Source organism: Mycobacteroides sp. H003 (genome assembly GCF_001440135.1).
In the GTDB taxonomy this organism is placed as follows: Bacteria; Actinomycetota; Actinomycetes; order Mycobacteriales; family Mycobacteriaceae; genus Mycobacterium; species Mycobacterium gwanakae.
The window spans coordinates 85,658-101,514 of the sequence record NZ_LJYL01000020.1; the positions used below are offsets into that span (position 1 = coordinate 85,658).

Sequence of the window (15,857 nt, forward strand, 5' to 3'; positions counted from 1 at the left end):
GTGATTCCGATGACGATACGTACGTTGGTCGAGGCATTCCAGTCGGTGGCCGCACGCCGTCCCGATGCCATTGCGATCCGTAGCGCTGACGGCGCTACGACTCTCACCTGGCGGCAGTACACCGAGAGGGTGCGCGCCATCGCGTCCGGTCTGGCGGCGCTGGGCGTGGTGCCCGGTGACACGGTCGCGCTGATGCTGACCAACCGGCCGGAGTTCCACGTGTGCGACACCGCGGTGTTGCACACCGGTGCGACTCCGTTCTCGGTATACAACACCAATCCTGCGGAGGTGCTCGCGTACCAGTTCGAGAATGCGGGAAATCGCATTGTCATCTGCGAGAAACAGTTTCTGCCAACAGTTCTCGCAGCGTCGGGGCAAGGTGGCAAGGTCGAGCAGGTGATCTGTGTCGATGGCGAAGCTGACGAGGCGATCAGTCTGGCCACGCTTGAGGCGACGCGGGCCCCTGACTTCGATTTCGACGCCACCTGGCGGGCCGTACAGCCGACGGACCTGCTGACCATCGTCTACACCTCGGGCACCACCGGCCCGCCGAAAGGCGTCGAGCTCACCCACCTGAATTTCATCGAGAACGCGCGCATCACCGACGATTTCGGCGGCATCAGCTCGTCGGATCGGGTGATCTCCTACCTCCCGGATGCCCACGCCGCTAACCGCTGGTTCGCGCATTACACCAACCTGCTCCATGGCGTCACAGTCACCACGGTCCCCGACGTCAAACAGGTGCTCGCCGCGTTGACCGACATTCGCCCTACCGGGTTCCTCGGGGTGCCACGGGTCTGGGTGAAGCTCAAGGCGGCACTGGAGCAGCGGATGGCCGAGGAACCCAACACGGTGAAGCGGAACCTGGCGCGGTGGGCCTTCGCGACTGGGCAGGCGAAAGCCCGCACCGAAACGGCCGGCCGCCAGCCCGGCGTCATCGGTGCGATCCGGTACCAACTCGCCGACAGGCTGGTGCTCTCGAAAGTCCGCGCGCAACTTGGCATGGATCAGGTGCGGATCGCCGTCACCGGTGCCGCGCCCATCCCGCCAGACGTGCACGAATTCATCCTCGGACTGGGCGTGCCGCTGTGCGAGGGCTGGGGGATGTCCGAATGCACTGCCGCGGTGACGGTGGGTCGTCCCGGGCGCATCAAGATCGGCACGGTCGGTCTGCCCGTGCCGGGAGCTGAACTGCGCATCGCCGACGACGGCGAAGTGTTGGTGCGCGGCCCCATGGTGATGCGCGGTTATCGCAAAGACGCTGAAAAAACCAGTGAAACAATCGATTCCGATGGATGGCTGCACACCGGCGACATCGGATCGATCGACGGTGAGGGCTTCCTGTCGATCGTGGATCGCAAGAAGGAGCTAATCATCAATGCGGCAGGCAAGAACATGTCGCCGACGAATATCGAGAACATGGTGGCGGCGAACTGTGCGTTGGTCGGGTCGGTGGCTGCCATCGGTGATGCGCGTCCTTACAACACCGCGCTGATCTGTTTGGATCCGGAGGTGGCTGCCGCGCACGCCGCCAAGCACGGGTTGCCGGACGGGGCGGTCGAGGCGCTCGCCACGGACGGTGTCATCCGGCAGATAATCGCTGCGGGGGTCGACGCCGCGAACGCCAAATTGTCTCGGGTGGAACAGATCAAGAAGTTCACCATCGTGTCCGATACGTGGGAGCCCGGCGGCGAATACCTGACGCCGACGAACAAGCTCAAGCGCAAGCCGATCTCGGTCGGTTACCGCGACGTGATCGAGCAGATGTATTCCTAGCCGGTGTTCGGCTCAGTCACTTTGACCGAGTGGGTGCTCGCGAATACCTCTGGGGGCGCTGCTATTGGGTGCCTCGTTTCGGATGACGTCGTCGCATCACCATGGATTGCAGCCATCAGTTCGCCGACCCTGTTGGGGATGTGGCAGGTAAGGGTCGCCTAGGGCGACGGTCGTTATTGAGCCCGCCGAGCAGTAGCGCCAGATGGCGGCGCCACGCGTTGGGGTTGCTTTGGCGGGTGACATCGGCCAAGGCGCCGACACTGAAGACGATGGCGAAGAAATCGTCGGGTTGTGCGTCGGGCCGTAACACGCCGCTGTCGTGGGCGCGTTGGACGAGTTTTGCCACGGCCGCTTCGATGCGGTGGCTCTGGGCTTGCGCTCGCTGACAGCCGCTGCGATACAGAACTTCGGTCATGCCGCGACTGCCGGCCATCTTTTCGCACGCGAACTCGAGGTACTGCGCAAACGCGTGCCAGGGGTCATCCCCGGCGGTGGCTTCCTCGGCGGCGTCGGCCATCGCGGAGAAGTTCTGTTCGAACACCGCGTCGATCAACTCGTCCTTGCCGGGAAAGTGCCGATAGACCGTGCCCACGCCGACCCCCGCGTAGTGCGCCACGTCATCAAGGGTGACGCCCAGGCCCCGCTCGGCGAACACCTCATCGGCGGCGAGGAGCAGTCGCGCGCGATTGCGTACCGCGTCCGCTCGCCGCGGGCGCTCGGGCAGCGTCTTGCTCACTTCACTCATCTCCTCGGGAATCCGACTAAGCGGAGGCATTGTCACCGTTTATGCTACGTTATCGATAAGCGGAGGAATCTCCACCGGTTATGGCGAGCTGCCCGCCGCATGCGGAAATGCGCTGTGGAGGTACGCCGGAACCACTCCAGAGAAGGCGAGGCATTGACATGACCATCCCGAACACCAGCGCCGGGCGCCGGCCCCTGTCGATCGTGACCGGCGGCACCGACGGCATCGGCAAAGAAGTGGCCCGCGAGTTGGCCCGCAGAGGCAAGCGGGTCTGGATCATTGGCCGCGACGAGGCCAAAGGCGCTGTGGCAGAAGAGGAATTGCGTGCCGATGGCGATGTGCGGTTCGTCGCCACCGACCTCGCGGTGCTGACACAGGTGCGGGCCCTATCGGAAACGATCCTCGCCGACACCGACGAGATCGAGATCCTGGTCCACTCAGCCGGAATCCTCGAGATCCGGCACGGACTCAACGACGACGGCATCGAGAAGAACTTCGCCATCAACTATCTGGCCCGATTCCTGCTCACCGAGCGGCTGCTCCCGGCCCTCATCAAAGCGCGGGCGCGCATCGTGATCATTGCCGGCGCCGGGATGAACAAGCTCGAGTTCGACTTCGAGAGCCTGCCCGGCATCCCGAACCTGACTCCCTTGAAAACCTTCACGCAATCTCAGGCCGCAAACGATGTCTGGACCCAGGACCTGGCCGCGCGGCTCGGCGGCTTCGGCGTGGTGGTCACGGGCGTCATGCCCGGCATGGTCGAGACCAACATCCGGCAGAACGAGGCCAACAGCTTCCTGCTCCGGGCGGTCGACAGCCGCTGGCTCAAGCCGTTGTTGCGTAAGACCCTGCTACTGAGCCCGGCCACCGCGGCCATCACGCCGGTATGGCTGGCCACCGACCCTGCCGCAGCCAGTGTGAACGGCGAATTCTTCGGCCCGAAAATGAAGCCCATTGCCGTGACCGTCGGCCCCAAAGACCCAGCGCTACAACAGCGTTTGCGCGACACCAGCGTCCGGCTCGTTGGCGGACAAGTCTGAAATCTACCGAGACCAGGTTTGCCAACCTGCAGCTTTCAAGCACTGATCTGAGCAGATACGTCGGTTCGTCCGACGGTGCCCACATCACCGGCGCGGCTATGTCAGGTGTTCGTGAACGCCGGTGTGCGGCGCTGCAATGTTGCGGCGATGCCTTCGCCGGCGTCGCTGGTGAGCGAGCACAGGACTTGGGCGCGAGCCTCGGTGCTTAGGTGTTGGCGGAGGTCGCCGATGCCGATGGCGCTGTTGAGCAGGTCCTTGGTTTGGCTGACGCCGAACGGGGCGTTGGTGGCGATCTGGGTGGCGAGTTCGATGGCGGTGGCCACGTCGGTTCCTTCGTCGACGACGCGTGAGGCGAGCCCCAGGCGATGGGCCTCTTCGGCGTCGAATGACACAGCGGTGTAGAGGATTTCGGCCGCGTTGGAGAATCCGATGAGGCGCGGCAGCCACCAGGAGGCGCCGAGATCGCCGCCCGAGAACCCGAGGCGGGTGAAGGCCGGGTTGAAGCGGGCGGTCGTGTCGGCAATCCTGATGTCCGCCATCGCGGAGAGGGCGAGGCCGGCGCCGACGGCGTGGCCGTGGACGGCCGCGATGACCGGTTGCGGGATTTCGCGGAGTGTCACAAACGTCTCGGCGGCGCGGGTGAGGGCATGGTGACGGCTTTGGACGGGCCCCTTGTTGCCGCCGGGGTCGAGTCCCGCGATCAAGTCCAGCCCGGCACAGAACGCGCGGCCGGCGCCGGTGAGCACGACGGCGCGGCAGTGCTCGTCATCGGCCAGTTGATGCAGCGTCTGCAGTAGCGATCTGCTCAGGTCGTCGGTGAGAGCGTTGAGCTTGTCGGGACGATTCAGCGTCACGACGGTCACCGGGCCATGTTTTTCGAGGAGCACCGGATCGGTGTTTTGAGCGGTGGCGGTGGTCATCGGGTTGTCCTGTCGTCGATGTGGATCTGGTAATCGGTGAGCAGAAATGCGCGGGTGGCCTGCCACCGGCGGTCGACGGTGGTTTCGAGTCCGGGGAGCCGCCGCATCGCCAGACCGCGTGCGGAGGCGAGGGATAGGTCGAGAAGGGTGCGCCCAGTGTCGTCGCCGAGGAGCGTGGGCAGCATCTCGGAGGCGATCTGGCCGAGTTGGCGGTCGAGGGCCCGTCCGAGATCTTCGACCGGCCCTCGCAGGTCGGCGTCGGTGCGGGCCGCTGACCACAATTCGGTTGCGGCCTGGAATGCGGGGCCGGTGTGGATTGCCCACACGTGGTCGAGTAGCGCGGCGAAGCGGTCACCTTCGTTCGTGTGATCGCGGACCTCATCACGCGCCTGAGTGGCCAGGCGGGTCGCCAGGTGCCCGACGGCCTCCACGATCAGTTCGGCGCGACCACGGAAGTAGTGCTGCTGGGCGCCTTGCGAAACACCGGCGCGTTCGGCGACCTTACGCGTGGTCAGCGCCGTGTACCCGTCCTCGATCAGGCAGGCAACCGCGGCGTCGAGCAGCGCGAGACGGGTTGCTTCGCGTCGTTCGGCATGGGTGCGCCGAGTTGCCGGCTGCGTCGCGTACATGTCGCGAACTTAGCACATATTTTTCAGTCGACTGGTAAATATATAACGCATTCAGTTGGTGGATCCGCGGGCTGCTTGGGCCTCGCAGCCAGTGAGTGGCTGAAGCGGATGACGCGTGACGCTCGAAAAGAACGGCCCTGCCGGCGGCGCCGCGGCCAATTGGCGAACTGATAACGACGTTGACGAGCACGAGCGCCGCTAGTGACAGCTCGGTTCTGACGATGCGGCTGGGCGCGCTTGCGGCAGTTGGTCTTTCGCTGCTTTGAACTCCTTGATCACCTCACTGGCTTTCTCGTGGGCCCCTTTGGCTTGCGGGCTGAGTGGCCTGTTGACGGGCTGAGGACGCGCCCGGATTCCAGCCCCGAGTCCGGACTTGGCGTAGTCGCCCTTGCGCAGCAGACCTTGGCTGTGTGGGCATGTCGGCGGTGACCCGACACTGGCAAATGCAAAAATCCACTCCGATTTGTTTTCGAAGTGGATTTTTGCACGCATCCAGCTAATTGCTTTGTGTCCGAGGGGGGACTTGAACCCCCACGCCCGTTAATAGGGCACTAGCACCTCAAGCTAGCGCGTCTGCCATTCCGCCACTCGGACAATCCTGCTGCAATCCGGGCCACTAGGCCCGTTGGCTGCCGTCACAGGCTAGCGGAAACACTGTACAGAGCCCAAACCGGCGGCAGACGCGTTGACGCCCGGTACCTGGCGACCGGTGCTCAGCTCCCGACAATGGTAGGAAAGGTAGTTGTGACTTCTGTGAAACCGGCGCCCGAGGATGAGGTCGTCGAACTGGTCAGCACGCTGATCCGTTTCGACACCTCTAACACCGGAGAGCTGGAGACCACCAAGGGCGAGGCCGAATGCGCCCGGTGGATCCAGCAGCAGCTGGAAGAGGTCGGATACACCTGTGAATACGTCGAGGCGGGTGCGCCCGGCCGTGGAAACCTCTTCGCACGGCTTCCCGGGGCGAATCCGGATCGTGGCGCCTTGCTCATCCACGGTCATTTGGATGTGGTTCCCGCCGAAGCCGCCGACTGGAGCGTGCATCCCTTCTCCGGGGCGGTGACCGACGGCTACGTGTGGGGACGCGGCGCCGTCGATATGAAGGACATGGTCGGCATGATGGTGGCCATCGCCCGGTACCTCAAACGATCAGGGACGGTCCCACCGCGGGATCTGATCTGGGCCTTCGTCTCGGACGAGGAAAACGGCGGCAAATGGGGCTCTCAGTGGCTCGTCGACAATCGCCCCGACCTGTTCGAGGGTGTCACCGAGGCCATCGGAGAGGTGGGCGGCTTCTCGCTCACCGTGCCACGCAAGGAAGGCGGTGAGCGGCGTCTGTACCTGCTGGAGACGGCGGAGAAGGGCATCGCGTGGATGCGGTTGACCGCCAAGGCGCGGGCCGGCCACGGCTCCATGGTGCATGAGGACAATGCCGTTACGGCGGTCGCCGAAGCCGTCGCCAAGCTTGGTCGGCACCGGTTCCCGCTGGTGCTGACCGAAGCGGTCACGCAGTTCCTTGCCGCGGTCGCCGAGGAGACCGGTTACGACTTCGACCCGGACTCACCGGATCTGGAGGGCACCGTCGCCAAGCTGGGCTCGATCGGCAAGATTGTCGGCGCGACCCTGCGTGATACCGCCAACCCGACCATGCTCAAGGCCGGCTACAAGGCGAATGTCATTCCGGCGACCGCCGAGGCCGTCATCGATTGCCGGGTGCTGCCCGGACGGCTGGAGGCTTTCGAGCGTGAGGTCGACGAGATCATCGGGCCCGACGTCGAACGCGAATGGGTGCAGTTACTCCCCGCCTACGAGACAACGTTCGACGGTGACCTTGTCGATGCGATGAATGCCGCGGTGCTCGAATTCGATCCAGAGGCCCGCACGGTGCCGTACATGCTGTCCGGCGGTACTGATGCAAAGGCATTCGCCCGGTTGGGTATTCGATGCTTCGGTTTCGCGCCGCTGAAGCTGCCGCCCGAACTGGATTTCGCTTCGTTGTTCCATGGTGTCGACGAGCGCGTGCCGGTCGACGCATTGACTTTCGGTACCAAGGTTCTTCAGCACTTCCTGCTCAACCACTGATTACGACCGACTGAAAGGACGCCCAGATGGCCTCTCCGTACGATTCCTTGCCGCAGCTGCCGACCTTCACCCTGACATCTGCCAGCGTCACCGATGGACAGCCACTCGGCATCGAGCAGGTGAGTGGGATCATGGGCGCTGGGGGACAGGACGTTTCGCCCGAGCTGAGCTGGTCCGGATTCCCCGAGGAAACGCAGAGCTTCGCCGTCACGGTGTACGACCCCGACGCCCCCACCGGTTCAGGTTTTTGGCACTGGGCGGTGGCGAACCTGCCCGCCACGACGACGCAGCTGCCCGCCGGTGTGGGCAACGGAAGCGACTTGCCGGGGGATGCGATTACGTTGGCCAATGACGCGAGCCTCAAGCGGTACATCGGTGCGGCACCGCCCGCCGGTCACGGACCGCACCGGTATTACATCGCCGTGCACGCCGTGGGCGTGCCGAAGCTGGAGCTGCCGGAGAGTGCCACTCCGGCGTATCTGGGCTTCAACCTGTTTGGGCATGCGATCGCCCGCGCTGTCATCCACGGCACCTACGAGCAGCGCTAGCTGCCTCGCGGGGGTCGGCTAGGAGGCGGAGCCAACCGCCTCGTGCAGGCTGCCGAACCCGCCGTCGCGCAGGTGTTGGGCGATCCCGTCGTGAATCCGCTTGGCGTAGAAGCCACCCCGGTAGATGAAGCCGGTGTAACCCTGCAGCAGTGAAGCCCCGGCGGTGATCCGTGCCCAGGCGTCGTCGGCATCCTCGATGCCGCCGACGCTGATCAGCACCAGACGGTCTCCCACTCGCCGGTGTAGCCGTCGCAGCACTTCGAGGGATCGGTTGGCTACCGGTGGCCCGGAAACGCCGCCGGCGCCCAGGCCTTCGACGCCCGGCGTCTTCAAGCGCGCACGGCTGATGGTGGTGTTGGTGGCGACGATCCCGGCCAGGCCCAGTTCCGCTGCTAAATCTGCGATCTCGTCGATATCGGCATCGGAGAGATCGGGGGCGATCTTTACGAGCACCGGGGTGGTGGTCTCCTCCAGCACCGCCGAAAGGATCTTGCGCAGCTCGCCGATGGCTTGCAGGTCGCGTAGCCCAGGGGTGTTGGGGGAGCTCACGTTGACCACCAGGAAGTCGGCGGCGGGCCCCACCAATCGTGCGCTGACCCGGTAGTCCGAGGATGCGAAGGCGGCCTCCACGATCTTCGATTTGCCGATGTTGGCGCCAATGGGCACCGAGGCCTTTCGCGTCGCCAACCGGGGCGCGAGTGCTGCCGCACCGTGGTTGTTGAAGCCCATCCGGTTGAGCAGGCCACGGTCGGCGGCGAGCCGGAAGAGCCGGGGCTTCGGATTGCCCGGTTGGGCGATCGCGGTCACCGTGCCCACCTCGGCATAGCCGAAGCCGAGCGGACCCCACACCTTGAGGCCCTCGCCGTCCTTGTCGAATCCCGCGGCCAAACCCATGGGAGCGGGGAAGTGCACCCCGAATACCTCGCTGGCCAGGATGGGATCGGACGGCGCGCACAGACGATTCATCAGCCGGCGCGTCGGAGCGAAGGCCGCCGCGGCACGCAACGATGCGAACACCAGGGTATGTACCCGTTCGGGCGGCACCACGAAAAACAGCCGCAATAGGATGGAGTACAGCATCACATCACCGGGGCCGTGAACGGTCCGCCGACCACATTGCCGCGTATCTTCTTGCGGCGTAGTAGGACCCGGCGACTTCCATCGGTATAGAGCCGCACCCGGGTCAGCTCCCAGCCGCCGAACTCGGCCTGAATCGAGAGCCGGAGTGATGCGGTGATCCTGGTGATTTCCGGAGGCAGCCGCAGTGGGTAGTAGTCGTACTCGTCATCGGGTTCGCTCTCCCAGCCCGAGGGAAAGCTGCTGCGCGCGGCGCGGCTCATGCCGCGCTCCTGATATCGATCGCCTGTAACCCGTCGCCCGCGCCGGATGCCACAAACAGCGTGGATCCGTCGCTGACCAGTGAATTAGGTTGCCGCACAGTCGCGAATCGGGCCCTTTCCTCGGGGATGCCGGTAGATAAATCGTAGCCAACAACCGTGTTGGACGCCGTCTGCGACACCCAGATGAGCTTGGGGGAGTACGCCAGCCCGTAGGGGGCGCCGGAAACCGGGTAGCGCTGGCGCAGGATGAGCGAATCGGCGAGCCCGAATACCAGCAGAGCGCCGCCGCGGGTATCGGCCACCAACAGACGCCCCTTGTCGTCGGCGAGCATTGTTGTCGCCCCCTCGCCTGCCCGGAGGGCATGCGCGGTGCCGTCCCCGGCTTGGGTCAGGGTGGTTACCGAGCTCTGCGCGCGGTCTAGCACGGCGACGGTGTTGCCTTGGTAGGCAAGGGAATCGATATGGGCGAAGCCCTTTGCGCGAGCGGCCACCCGGTTCTGGGCATCGAGGGTGTAGACCGAGCCGTTGGTGCTGCCCAGCACGATCCGGCCGTCGGGACGACGGGTGATGGCCGAGAACTCGGTCGCTCCGTCGCCCGGGATGTCGATTTTGTCCACGCGTCCCGAGGCGATGTCGACGGTGAAGTAGCCGCCCGCGGTGGCCAGGTACAGCGTGCCGTGGTCATCGCCAACGGCGGCGGTTGCCGGCGAGGGCAGCGCGACCGTGTGACGGGGTGCATCGAGGTTGTCTCGAGTGAACACGGTCACTGTCCGGCCGTCTTCGGTCAGAACTGACACTGTGTTGGTCGACGTGTCGAACAACACGGCGTGGGATCGGCCGGTGAATCGGTGCACCGTTCCGGCCGGTGCCGTCACAACGGGGGGTGACTGTGCCGCGGAGGCCGGGGTGATGACGGCTGGATCGGCGGGATTGCCGGCATCATCGCCAGATGAGCAGCCCGATACGGCACCCGTGACCACCGTGATGACGGCTGTTAGCGCGGCGGCAGTGCCCCTTATACCGCGCATGGCGCGGACCGGTAGATGATTCATTGCGTCCATCATCGCAATCGACCTGGGGTTGCCGGGCAGGAGATGACTTTCTCGGCGCGTTCGGTGCTAGCAGTCGGTAGCTGGGGGCTATCGTGAGGGCTATGACGCTTGCCGACAGTCCGGTCTTCACCGTCGAGGTCCTCGTGACGGGCGTGCACGCGAATGGATTTGGTGAGGTGGGCGATGGTCGTAGCTTCGCTTTCCGCATCGAGGATTCGTTGCTGCGTGTCGAGATCTACCGAGCCTTCCTTACCGAGCTGGTTCCCGATGACAGCGATGTGGTGGCGGTGGGAACCCGTCCGATCACCGATATCGATGTCACCGATGAACGCAGCATCGTTGCGGCGGTGCGTGATCTGGTCGCCGACGCGCAGCCGGTGAGCATCAGCCGCCTCGCCCGGCTGCTGGCCGGCTAGGGCGATTCGCCGGCGCGTCCAGTACGGTCGCTGTCGTGGATTCGGCAGTGGCGGCAATGTCCTGGTTGCAAGTGATCGTGCTGGCGGTGGTCCAGGGACTCACCGAATTCCTGCCGATCTCGTCGTCGGGCCATCTGGCCATCGTGTCGCGAGTGTTTTTCAGTGACGATGCGGGTGCGTCCTTCACCGCGGTGACCCAGTTGGGTACCGAGGCGGCGGTTTTGCTCTACTTCGCCAAAGATATCTGGCGCATCCTTCGTGCCTGGTTTGACGGACTGTTTGTCAAGGCGCACAGAACTTTTGACTACTGGATGGGCTGGTACGTGATCGTCGGCACCATGCCTATCGGAGTGCTGGGCCTGGCGTTCAAGGATCAAATTCGTTCCGGTGCAAGGAATTTGTGGCTTATCTCGGCTTCGCTCATCGTCTTCGCGCTGGTCATCGCCGCCGCCGAATACTATGGGCGTCAGGTGCGCCACACCGAGCAACTGACCATGAAAGACGCCGTGATCGTGGGCAGCGCACAGGCATTGGCGCTCATACCCGGTGTCTCCCGGTCGGGCGCCACGATTAGTGCGGGACTGTTCCTCGGACTGGACAGGCCGGCCTCCGCTCGATTCGGATTCTTGCTGGCGATACCGGCGGTGCTGGCCTCCGGGCTGTTCTCGCTTCCGGACGCATTCCATCCGGTGACCGAGGGCATGAGTGCGACGGGCTTGCAGTTACTGGTCGCCACCCTGATCGCGTTTGTCATCGGTTACGCGGCGGTCGCCTGGTTGCTGCGCTTCATCAGTAACCACAGCATGTACTGGTTCGTCGGATATCGCGTGGTGGTGGGCGTCACGGTGATGGGTCTGCTGGCCGCCGGGGTGGTGAGCGCATCGTGACGGTCATTCTCTTACGCCACGGGCGTTCCACCTCCAACGTCGCGCACACTCTCGCGGGCCGCAGCACAGGGGTCGAGCTCGACGAGAAGGGTCAGGTCCAGGCGCGCGGCGTGGTCGACCGACTGGGCGCCGTGACGGTTCAGGCGATCATCACCTCACCGCTGCTGCGGTGTAAGCAGACCGTGGCGCCGCTGGCGGCGGCACTGAATCTGACGCCAACGGTCGAGGATCGGCTGGTGGAGGTGGATTACGGCGACTGGACTGGCCGCGAGATCAAGGAGCTGTTGTCCGAACCCTTGTGGAAGGTCGTCCAGCAGCAGCCCAGCGCCGCGCGGTTCCCGGGCGGCGAGGGGCTGGCCCAGGTTCAGGCACGGGCGGTGGCGGCTGTGCGTGAGCACGACCGGCGGCTATCCGAGGAGCATGGCGGTGACTGCGTCTGGGTGGCATGCACTCACGGAGATGTCATCAAGTCGGTGCTCGCCGATGCACTCGGCACCCACCTGGACGCATTCCAGCGCATCGTGGCCGATCCCGCGTCGATGAGCGTCGTGCGTTACACCGAGCTGCGGCCTTTTGTTGTACACATGAACCACACCGGCCCCGACCTGTCCAACGCCCTGAGCGCCGGGCCGCCCGCGAAGCCCGGTGGAGCGGCGTCCGATGCCCCGGTGGGCGGCACAACCGATTAGAACCCTTCGCACGAGGGGTTCATCGACCGGTAGTTTTGGAGACACCATGCCCCGATCGATTCATGTATTCCGCAGCCCGGACCGTTTCGTTGCCGGAACGGTTGGGGAGCCCGGGAATCGCACATTTTACCTACAGGCCGTCCACGAGAGCCGGATCGTCAGCGTGATGCTGGAGAAGCAGCAGGTGTCGGTGCTGGCCGAGCGCATCGGAACGCTGCTGTCGGAGGTTCATCGCCGGTTCGGGACGGAGATCCCGCCCGAGCCCGATGTGGTCGAGGATCTCAACCCGCTGGTGATGCCCGTGGACGCCGAGTTTCGGGTGGGGACCATGGGGCTGGGCTGGGATGCCGAGGCCAATTCGGTGGTTGTCGAACTACTCGCGGTCAGCGAGCAGGAGTTCGACGCCTCGGTGGTGCTCGATGACTCGGAGGACGGCCCGGACGCCGTGCGGGTCTTCCTGTCCCTGGAAGCCGCGCGACAATTCGCGACGCGCTCCACCCGGGTGGTTTCCGCGGGCCGCCCACCGTGTCCGCTGTGTGAGGAACCGCTCGACCCGGCCGGGCATATCTGCGTCCGCACCAACGGCTATCGCCGGGGGACGGTGCCCGGGGCGGCAGATGACGCCGAGTCCTGACGATGCGGGGCCCAGCGCTAGTCCCGAGGATCACGCCGCGATCTGTGATGGCGAACTCACCGTCATCGGCCGCATTCGCTCGGCGAGCAATGCCACGTTTCTGTGTGAGGCTCAGGGCAATTCGGGGGACAGCGTGCACTGTGTCTACAAACCGGTGCGGGGCGAGCGGCCGCTCTGGGACTTCCCGGACGGCACCCTGGCTGGCCGCGAGGTCGCGACGTACCTGATCTCGGCAGAGTTGGGCTGGAATGTGGTGCCGTATACGGTTTTTCGAGATGGTCCGGCGGGTGTTGGCATGGTACAGCGGTGGATCCACGAGCCGGAGCTGGCCGAGGGGGCGCTCGATCTGGTCGATATCTGTCTGCCGCAGGCGGTGCCGCAGGACTACTTGCCGATCCTGCGTGCACTGGACGCCGATGGCGCCGAGATCGTGCTGGTGCACGCTGATGACGCCTTGCTGCGCCGGATGGCCGTGTTCGACACCTTGGTGAACAACGCCGATCGCAAGGGCGGCCACATTCTGCGAGGTGCCGATGGTGGTGTCTACGGGGTCGATCATGGGATCTGTCTGCACAGCGAGGACAAGCTGCGGACCGTTCTGTGGGGTTGGGCGGGCAAGCCCGTGGAGCCGGAGTTGCTTGACGATGTGACTCGGCTGGAGGAGTCGTTGCGCGGCGATCTGGGGGCCGCGCTCGCGACCCACATCACCACGGCCGAGGTGACCGCGGTGCGCCTACGCGCGGTGATGATGCTGAATGAACCGGTGATGCCGATGCCCGATCGCAATAGACCCATACCGTGGCCCGCCTTTTGATTGTCGATCGTCTAGCCTGGTCGGCAAGCATGATGTTCCGGGAAGGGACGGGCAAAAGGGGGCGCTGACGTGACGGGACCGCACGACCCGTATCAGCAGGGACCGGCCGGGCAGTGGGGTGCGCCGGAGGGGCCGGCTCAGGGGCACTGGCAGGCGCCGCCGCCGACGACGGCTCCGTACGGCTATGCCCCGGCGGATTACCCGGACGATTCGATCGGTCGCCTCTATGACGGGGTACCGCAGGACTATGCGGTTCCCCCGATGTATCCCGGACTCCCGGGACAAGATCCCTTCGGATCGCAGAAAAAGTCCAGACCGTGGATTCTGATTGCCTCGATCGCGGGCGCGGTCGTCGTGGTGCTCGCAGTGGTGCTGGTCGTGATTCTCAACCGGGACAGTGATCCGCGTCAGTCGGTCAGTGCGCCGACCACCACGGTGTCCTATGCGAACCCTGAATCACCCACGGCAGGTGGTGAACCCACCTATCAGACTCCGACCGCGCAGCCGCCCCGTACGCCGATGGCGCCGCCCCAGATGCCTGTGCCGCTCCCTGCGCCGACGGGCGCGCCCAAGGCTCCGGGGCAGGTCGCGGTGGTCGGCGACTGCATCGCGTTGGCTGCGCCATCGGACTACAAGGCGGTTGCCTGTACGGATCCCAAGGCGGCCTGGCGTGTCATCGAGGTCGTTCCCGGCGGCAAGTGCAGGCAGACATATACCGGGTTCACGGCCGGTGATTTCTCGTATTGCATTGCGCCGCAACTGCGTATCGGCTCCTGCTATCAGACGGCAGTGGTGATGGGAAGCACCGTGTTCGTCGCTGCGGATTCCTGCCAGGCGCCGAAGGCGTTCATGGTGTTGTTCCTGATTCCCGGAACGAAGGAGTCCTCGCAATGCAAGGGCAAGCCCGGAGTCGTGCATTCCTTCGCGTTCCCTGATCCGCCGATGGCGATCTGTACGGGTGAATTCGCCCCGTGATCTTGAAATCTGGGATCGATCGACTTAAGGAAAAACGCACTCCACCAGGGCGAACGAGATCATAGGATCGTCTTCTCATCAGAGGGGACATCATGATCACAAACTTTCGCCGGTTTTGGGCTGCCGGAATTCTTGCCGCTTCGGTTGTTGGGGCGGTCGGCTTCGCCGCGCCCGCACGTGCTGATGGCGAGGTCGAGTTTCTGCAGATGTTGAATGACACCACGCCGGGCACTGCGATTTTCGGTGGCGCTTCCGCTCGATACCTTGCCAGTGGATATCGCGCCTGCGATGCGTTGAGAGCGGGGTCCTCGAAGGAGGACGCGATCGCCGCCGCCACAGTGTTTCCGGGCATCCAGCCTCGGTGGGAAGTGGCGTCGATCGTCGATATCGCTCCGAAGACCTTATGTCCCGACGTCAAGCACTGACGTCTAGCGCGGGGGCCCGCTCTCGACGCGTGCACGCAACGCGGCCAGTGGATCGTTGTGTTCGGTGTGCCAGTCCGAGTCCAGGTACCAGGTGTAGCCGCCGTCGTGCAGGGTCTCGATCTTCTCTCGGGTGGCGTCGAGATCCTTCCAATCGGTGGTGGTCTCGTACACCACGTCATATGGGCCGGTGCGCCCCAATTCGACTCGTAGCGAGTGAATCTCGCGTGCCGAATCCAGCCAGCCGGCCAACGGCGGATTGAAGTCGAACTGTCCATCCGCGGTGGTGATGTTCGGCAACAACCCATCACAGCGGGCAGCGCGGGACATGGACCTGAGAGCCCCGTTCACGCCCACGCACCAGGTCGTGATGCGGGGCACTTGTACCGGGGGATCGGGGACCATGTGCGTCGTCGGTGTCACCCGGTAGTGCCTGCCCTCGTAACCGAACGGTTGGCCCGCCCATAGACCGAACAGCACGTCGAGGCCCTCGTCCAGCAGTTCGGCGCGGGTCTTGCGGCCCTGATCGCGCTCGAAGGCCAGCCAATTGTCATGCAGCGCACCCATTCCCACCGAGAGGATGACGCGGCCTCCGGATAACCGGTCCAGCGTCGCTGTGGTGGACGCCAGATCCCACGGCTTGCGGCGTGGCAGCGGAGTGAGCATGGTGCCGAGCTTGATGCGGGTGGTGCGCATCGCCGCCGCGGTCAATGCCACCCACGCGTCGACACCCCACACCGGCTCCCAGCCGAAGATCGCGTCCCAGCCCGCTTCCTCGGCCAGCATGGCCAGCTCTGCGACATCGCCGGCGTCTCCCGTCGTCAGGACGATTCCATACTGCATAGCGGCAGGCATGCGCCTGAGTATGCCGAGGAGGTCAGACAAATC

Annotated in this window: 18 protein-coding genes and 1 tRNA gene; 11 read left to right on the top strand and 8 right to left on the bottom strand. The window is 64.8% G+C overall.

Annotated elements, in window-relative coordinates:
- Window positions 1-9: 9 nt before the first annotated feature.
- Window positions 10-1,776, top strand: a complete 1,767-nt coding sequence (locus tag AOT87_RS14500) for a long-chain fatty acid--CoA ligase (RefSeq protein WP_057969846.1) — start codon at window positions 10-12, stop codon at window positions 1,774-1,776.
- 115 nt (window positions 1,777-1,891) lie between these two features.
- Here the strand turns inward: AOT87_RS14500 and AOT87_RS14505 are convergent, their stop codons facing one another.
- Window positions 1,892-2,521: a TetR/AcrR family transcriptional regulator gene (locus tag AOT87_RS14505; RefSeq protein WP_057969857.1), complete on the bottom strand. Its 630-nt coding sequence runs from the start codon at window positions 2,519-2,521 to the stop codon at window positions 1,892-1,894.
- A gap of 158 nt (window positions 2,522-2,679) precedes the next feature.
- On the opposite strand from AOT87_RS14505, the gene AOT87_RS14510 reads away from it, so the two are divergent.
- On the top strand, window positions 2,680-3,561 hold the full coding sequence (locus AOT87_RS14510) for an SDR family NAD(P)-dependent oxidoreductase (RefSeq protein ID WP_057969845.1): 882 nt from the start codon (window positions 2,680-2,682) through the stop codon (window positions 3,559-3,561).
- A 101-nt stretch (window positions 3,562-3,662) separates the two neighbouring features.
- Here AOT87_RS14510 and AOT87_RS14515 read toward each other — a convergent pair whose 3' ends face one another.
- The 3 genes from AOT87_RS14515 to AOT87_RS14525 all read right to left on the bottom strand — a co-directional run bounded on the left by AOT87_RS14515 (window position 3,663) and on the right by AOT87_RS14525 (window position 5,704).
- Window positions 3,663-4,481, bottom strand: coding sequence for an enoyl-CoA hydratase/isomerase family protein (locus AOT87_RS14515; RefSeq protein ID WP_057969844.1), 819 nt, complete (start codon window positions 4,479-4,481; stop codon window positions 3,663-3,665).
- Complete coding sequence (locus AOT87_RS14520) at window positions 4,478-5,110, bottom strand: TetR family transcriptional regulator (protein WP_057969843.1); 633 nt, start codon at window positions 5,108-5,110, stop codon at window positions 4,478-4,480. Before AOT87_RS14520 ends, AOT87_RS14515 begins: the two co-directional genes overlap by 4 nt.
- A 508-nt stretch (window positions 5,111-5,618) precedes the next feature.
- Window positions 5,619-5,704: transfer RNA gene (locus AOT87_RS14525), tRNA-Leu, on the bottom strand.
- 159 nt (window positions 5,705-5,863) lie between these two features.
- Here AOT87_RS14525 and AOT87_RS14530 point away from each other — a divergent pair.
- Complete coding sequence (locus AOT87_RS14530; protein WP_198528414.1) at window positions 5,864-7,192, top strand: M20/M25/M40 family metallo-hydrolase; 1,329 nt, start codon at window positions 5,864-5,866, stop codon at window positions 7,190-7,192.
- 26 nt (window positions 7,193-7,218) lie between these two features.
- Window positions 7,219-7,740 (top strand): YbhB/YbcL family Raf kinase inhibitor-like protein, encoded by a 522-nt coding sequence (locus tag AOT87_RS14535; protein ID WP_057968066.1) that lies wholly within the window; start codon window positions 7,219-7,221, stop codon window positions 7,738-7,740.
- An 18-nt stretch (window positions 7,741-7,758) separates the two neighbouring features.
- Here AOT87_RS14535 and AOT87_RS14540 read toward each other — a convergent pair whose 3' ends face one another.
- From AOT87_RS14540 to AOT87_RS14550, 3 genes are read right to left on the bottom strand one after another with little or no spacing between them, the layout of a single operon-like run.
- Entirely contained in the window at window positions 7,759-8,820 is a 1,062-nt protein-coding gene (locus AOT87_RS14540; protein ID WP_057968065.1) for a quinone-dependent dihydroorotate dehydrogenase, read from the bottom strand.
- The gene (locus tag AOT87_RS14545; RefSeq protein WP_046253436.1) at window positions 8,820-9,080 is read right to left on the bottom strand and encodes a DUF5703 family protein; all 261 of its coding nucleotides are present in this window, start codon (window positions 9,078-9,080) and stop codon (window positions 8,820-8,822) included. The genes AOT87_RS14540 and AOT87_RS14545 overlap by 1 nt, the downstream gene beginning before the upstream one ends.
- Window positions 9,077-10,144, bottom strand: coding sequence for a hypothetical protein (locus AOT87_RS14550; RefSeq protein ID WP_057968064.1), 1,068 nt, complete (start codon window positions 10,142-10,144; stop codon window positions 9,077-9,079). Before AOT87_RS14550 ends, AOT87_RS14545 begins: the two co-directional genes overlap by 4 nt.
- 89 nt (window positions 10,145-10,233) lie before the next feature.
- On the opposite strand from AOT87_RS14550, the gene AOT87_RS14555 reads away from it, so the two are divergent.
- The 7 genes from AOT87_RS14555 (at window position 10,234) to AOT87_RS14585 (ending at window position 14,972) form a co-directional block, all read left to right on the top strand.
- Window positions 10,234-10,548, top strand: a complete 315-nt coding sequence (locus tag AOT87_RS14555; RefSeq protein WP_057968063.1) for a hypothetical protein — start codon at window positions 10,234-10,236, stop codon at window positions 10,546-10,548.
- A 56-nt stretch (window positions 10,549-10,604) separates the two neighbouring features.
- Window positions 10,605-11,435, top strand: a complete 831-nt coding sequence (locus AOT87_RS14560; RefSeq protein WP_057968062.1) for an undecaprenyl-diphosphate phosphatase — start codon at window positions 10,605-10,607, stop codon at window positions 11,433-11,435.
- Complete coding sequence (locus AOT87_RS14565; protein ID WP_030095540.1) at window positions 11,432-12,124, top strand: histidine phosphatase family protein; 693 nt, start codon at window positions 11,432-11,434, stop codon at window positions 12,122-12,124. The genes AOT87_RS14560 and AOT87_RS14565 overlap by 4 nt, the downstream gene beginning before the upstream one ends.
- 46 nt (window positions 12,125-12,170) lie before the next feature.
- Window positions 12,171-12,758: a DUF3090 domain-containing protein gene (locus AOT87_RS14570; RefSeq protein WP_057964690.1), complete on the top strand. Its 588-nt coding sequence runs from the start codon at window positions 12,171-12,173 to the stop codon at window positions 12,756-12,758.
- Window positions 12,742-13,572: an SCO1664 family protein gene (locus tag AOT87_RS14575; RefSeq protein WP_057968061.1), complete on the top strand. Its 831-nt coding sequence runs from the start codon at window positions 12,742-12,744 to the stop codon at window positions 13,570-13,572. Before AOT87_RS14570 ends, AOT87_RS14575 begins: the two co-directional genes overlap by 17 nt.
- A 69-nt stretch (window positions 13,573-13,641) precedes the next feature.
- Window positions 13,642-14,547 carry a hypothetical protein gene (locus AOT87_RS14580; protein ID WP_057968060.1) on the top strand — a complete coding sequence of 302 codons (906 nt, stop codon included), beginning with the start codon at window positions 13,642-13,644 and terminating at the stop codon, window positions 14,545-14,547.
- Window positions 14,548-14,639: 92 nt separating this feature from the next.
- Window positions 14,640-14,972: a DUF732 domain-containing protein gene (locus AOT87_RS14585; protein WP_030095544.1), complete on the top strand. Its 333-nt coding sequence runs from the start codon at window positions 14,640-14,642 to the stop codon at window positions 14,970-14,972.
- Between the two features lie 3 nt (window positions 14,973-14,975).
- On the opposite strand, the gene AOT87_RS14590 is transcribed toward AOT87_RS14585, so the two are convergent.
- Window positions 14,976-15,812, bottom strand: a complete 837-nt coding sequence (locus AOT87_RS14590; protein WP_057968059.1) for an LLM class flavin-dependent oxidoreductase — start codon at window positions 15,810-15,812, stop codon at window positions 14,976-14,978.
- Window positions 15,813-15,857: the final 45 nt, after the last annotated feature.

Excerpts from the sequence above, each read along its gene's own strand:
- AOT87_RS14500 (WP_057969846.1), top strand. The coding sequence starts at position 10 with ATGACGATACGTACGTTGGTCGAGGCATTCCAGTCGGTGGCCGCACGC.
- AOT87_RS14505 (WP_057969857.1), bottom strand. The coding sequence starts at position 2,521 with ATGAGTGAAGTGAGCAAGACGCTGCCCGAGCGCCCGCGGCGAGCGGAC.
- AOT87_RS14510 (WP_057969845.1), top strand. The coding sequence starts at position 2,680 with ATGACCATCCCGAACACCAGCGCCGGGCGCCGGCCCCTGTCGATCGTG.
- AOT87_RS14515 (WP_057969844.1), bottom strand. The coding sequence starts at position 4,481 with ATGACCACCGCCACCGCTCAAAACACCGATCCGGTGCTCCTCGAAAAA.
- AOT87_RS14520 (WP_057969843.1), bottom strand. The coding sequence starts at position 5,110 with ATGTACGCGACGCAGCCGGCAACTCGGCGCACCCATGCCGAACGACGC.
- AOT87_RS14535 (WP_057968066.1), top strand. The coding sequence starts at position 7,219 with ATGGCCTCTCCGTACGATTCCTTGCCGCAGCTGCCGACCTTCACCCTG.
- AOT87_RS14540 (WP_057968065.1), bottom strand. The coding sequence starts at position 8,820 with ATGCTGTACTCCATCCTATTGCGGCTGTTTTTCGTGGTGCCGCCCGAA.
- AOT87_RS14545 (WP_046253436.1), bottom strand. The coding sequence starts at position 9,080 with ATGAGCCGCGCCGCGCGCAGCAGCTTTCCCTCGGGCTGGGAGAGCGAA.
- AOT87_RS14550 (WP_057968064.1), bottom strand. The coding sequence starts at position 10,144 with ATGATGGACGCAATGAATCATCTACCGGTCCGCGCCATGCGCGGTATA.
- AOT87_RS14555 (WP_057968063.1), top strand. The coding sequence starts at position 10,234 with ATGACGCTTGCCGACAGTCCGGTCTTCACCGTCGAGGTCCTCGTGACG.
- AOT87_RS14560 (WP_057968062.1), top strand. The coding sequence starts at position 10,605 with ATGTCCTGGTTGCAAGTGATCGTGCTGGCGGTGGTCCAGGGACTCACC.
- AOT87_RS14570 (WP_057964690.1), top strand. The coding sequence starts at position 12,171 with ATGCCCCGATCGATTCATGTATTCCGCAGCCCGGACCGTTTCGTTGCC.
- AOT87_RS14575 (WP_057968061.1), top strand. The coding sequence starts at position 12,742 with ATGACGCCGAGTCCTGACGATGCGGGGCCCAGCGCTAGTCCCGAGGAT.
- AOT87_RS14585 (WP_030095544.1), top strand. The coding sequence starts at position 14,640 with ATGATCACAAACTTTCGCCGGTTTTGGGCTGCCGGAATTCTTGCCGCT.
- AOT87_RS14590 (WP_057968059.1), bottom strand. The coding sequence starts at position 15,812 with ATGCAGTATGGAATCGTCCTGACGACGGGAGACGCCGGCGATGTCGCA.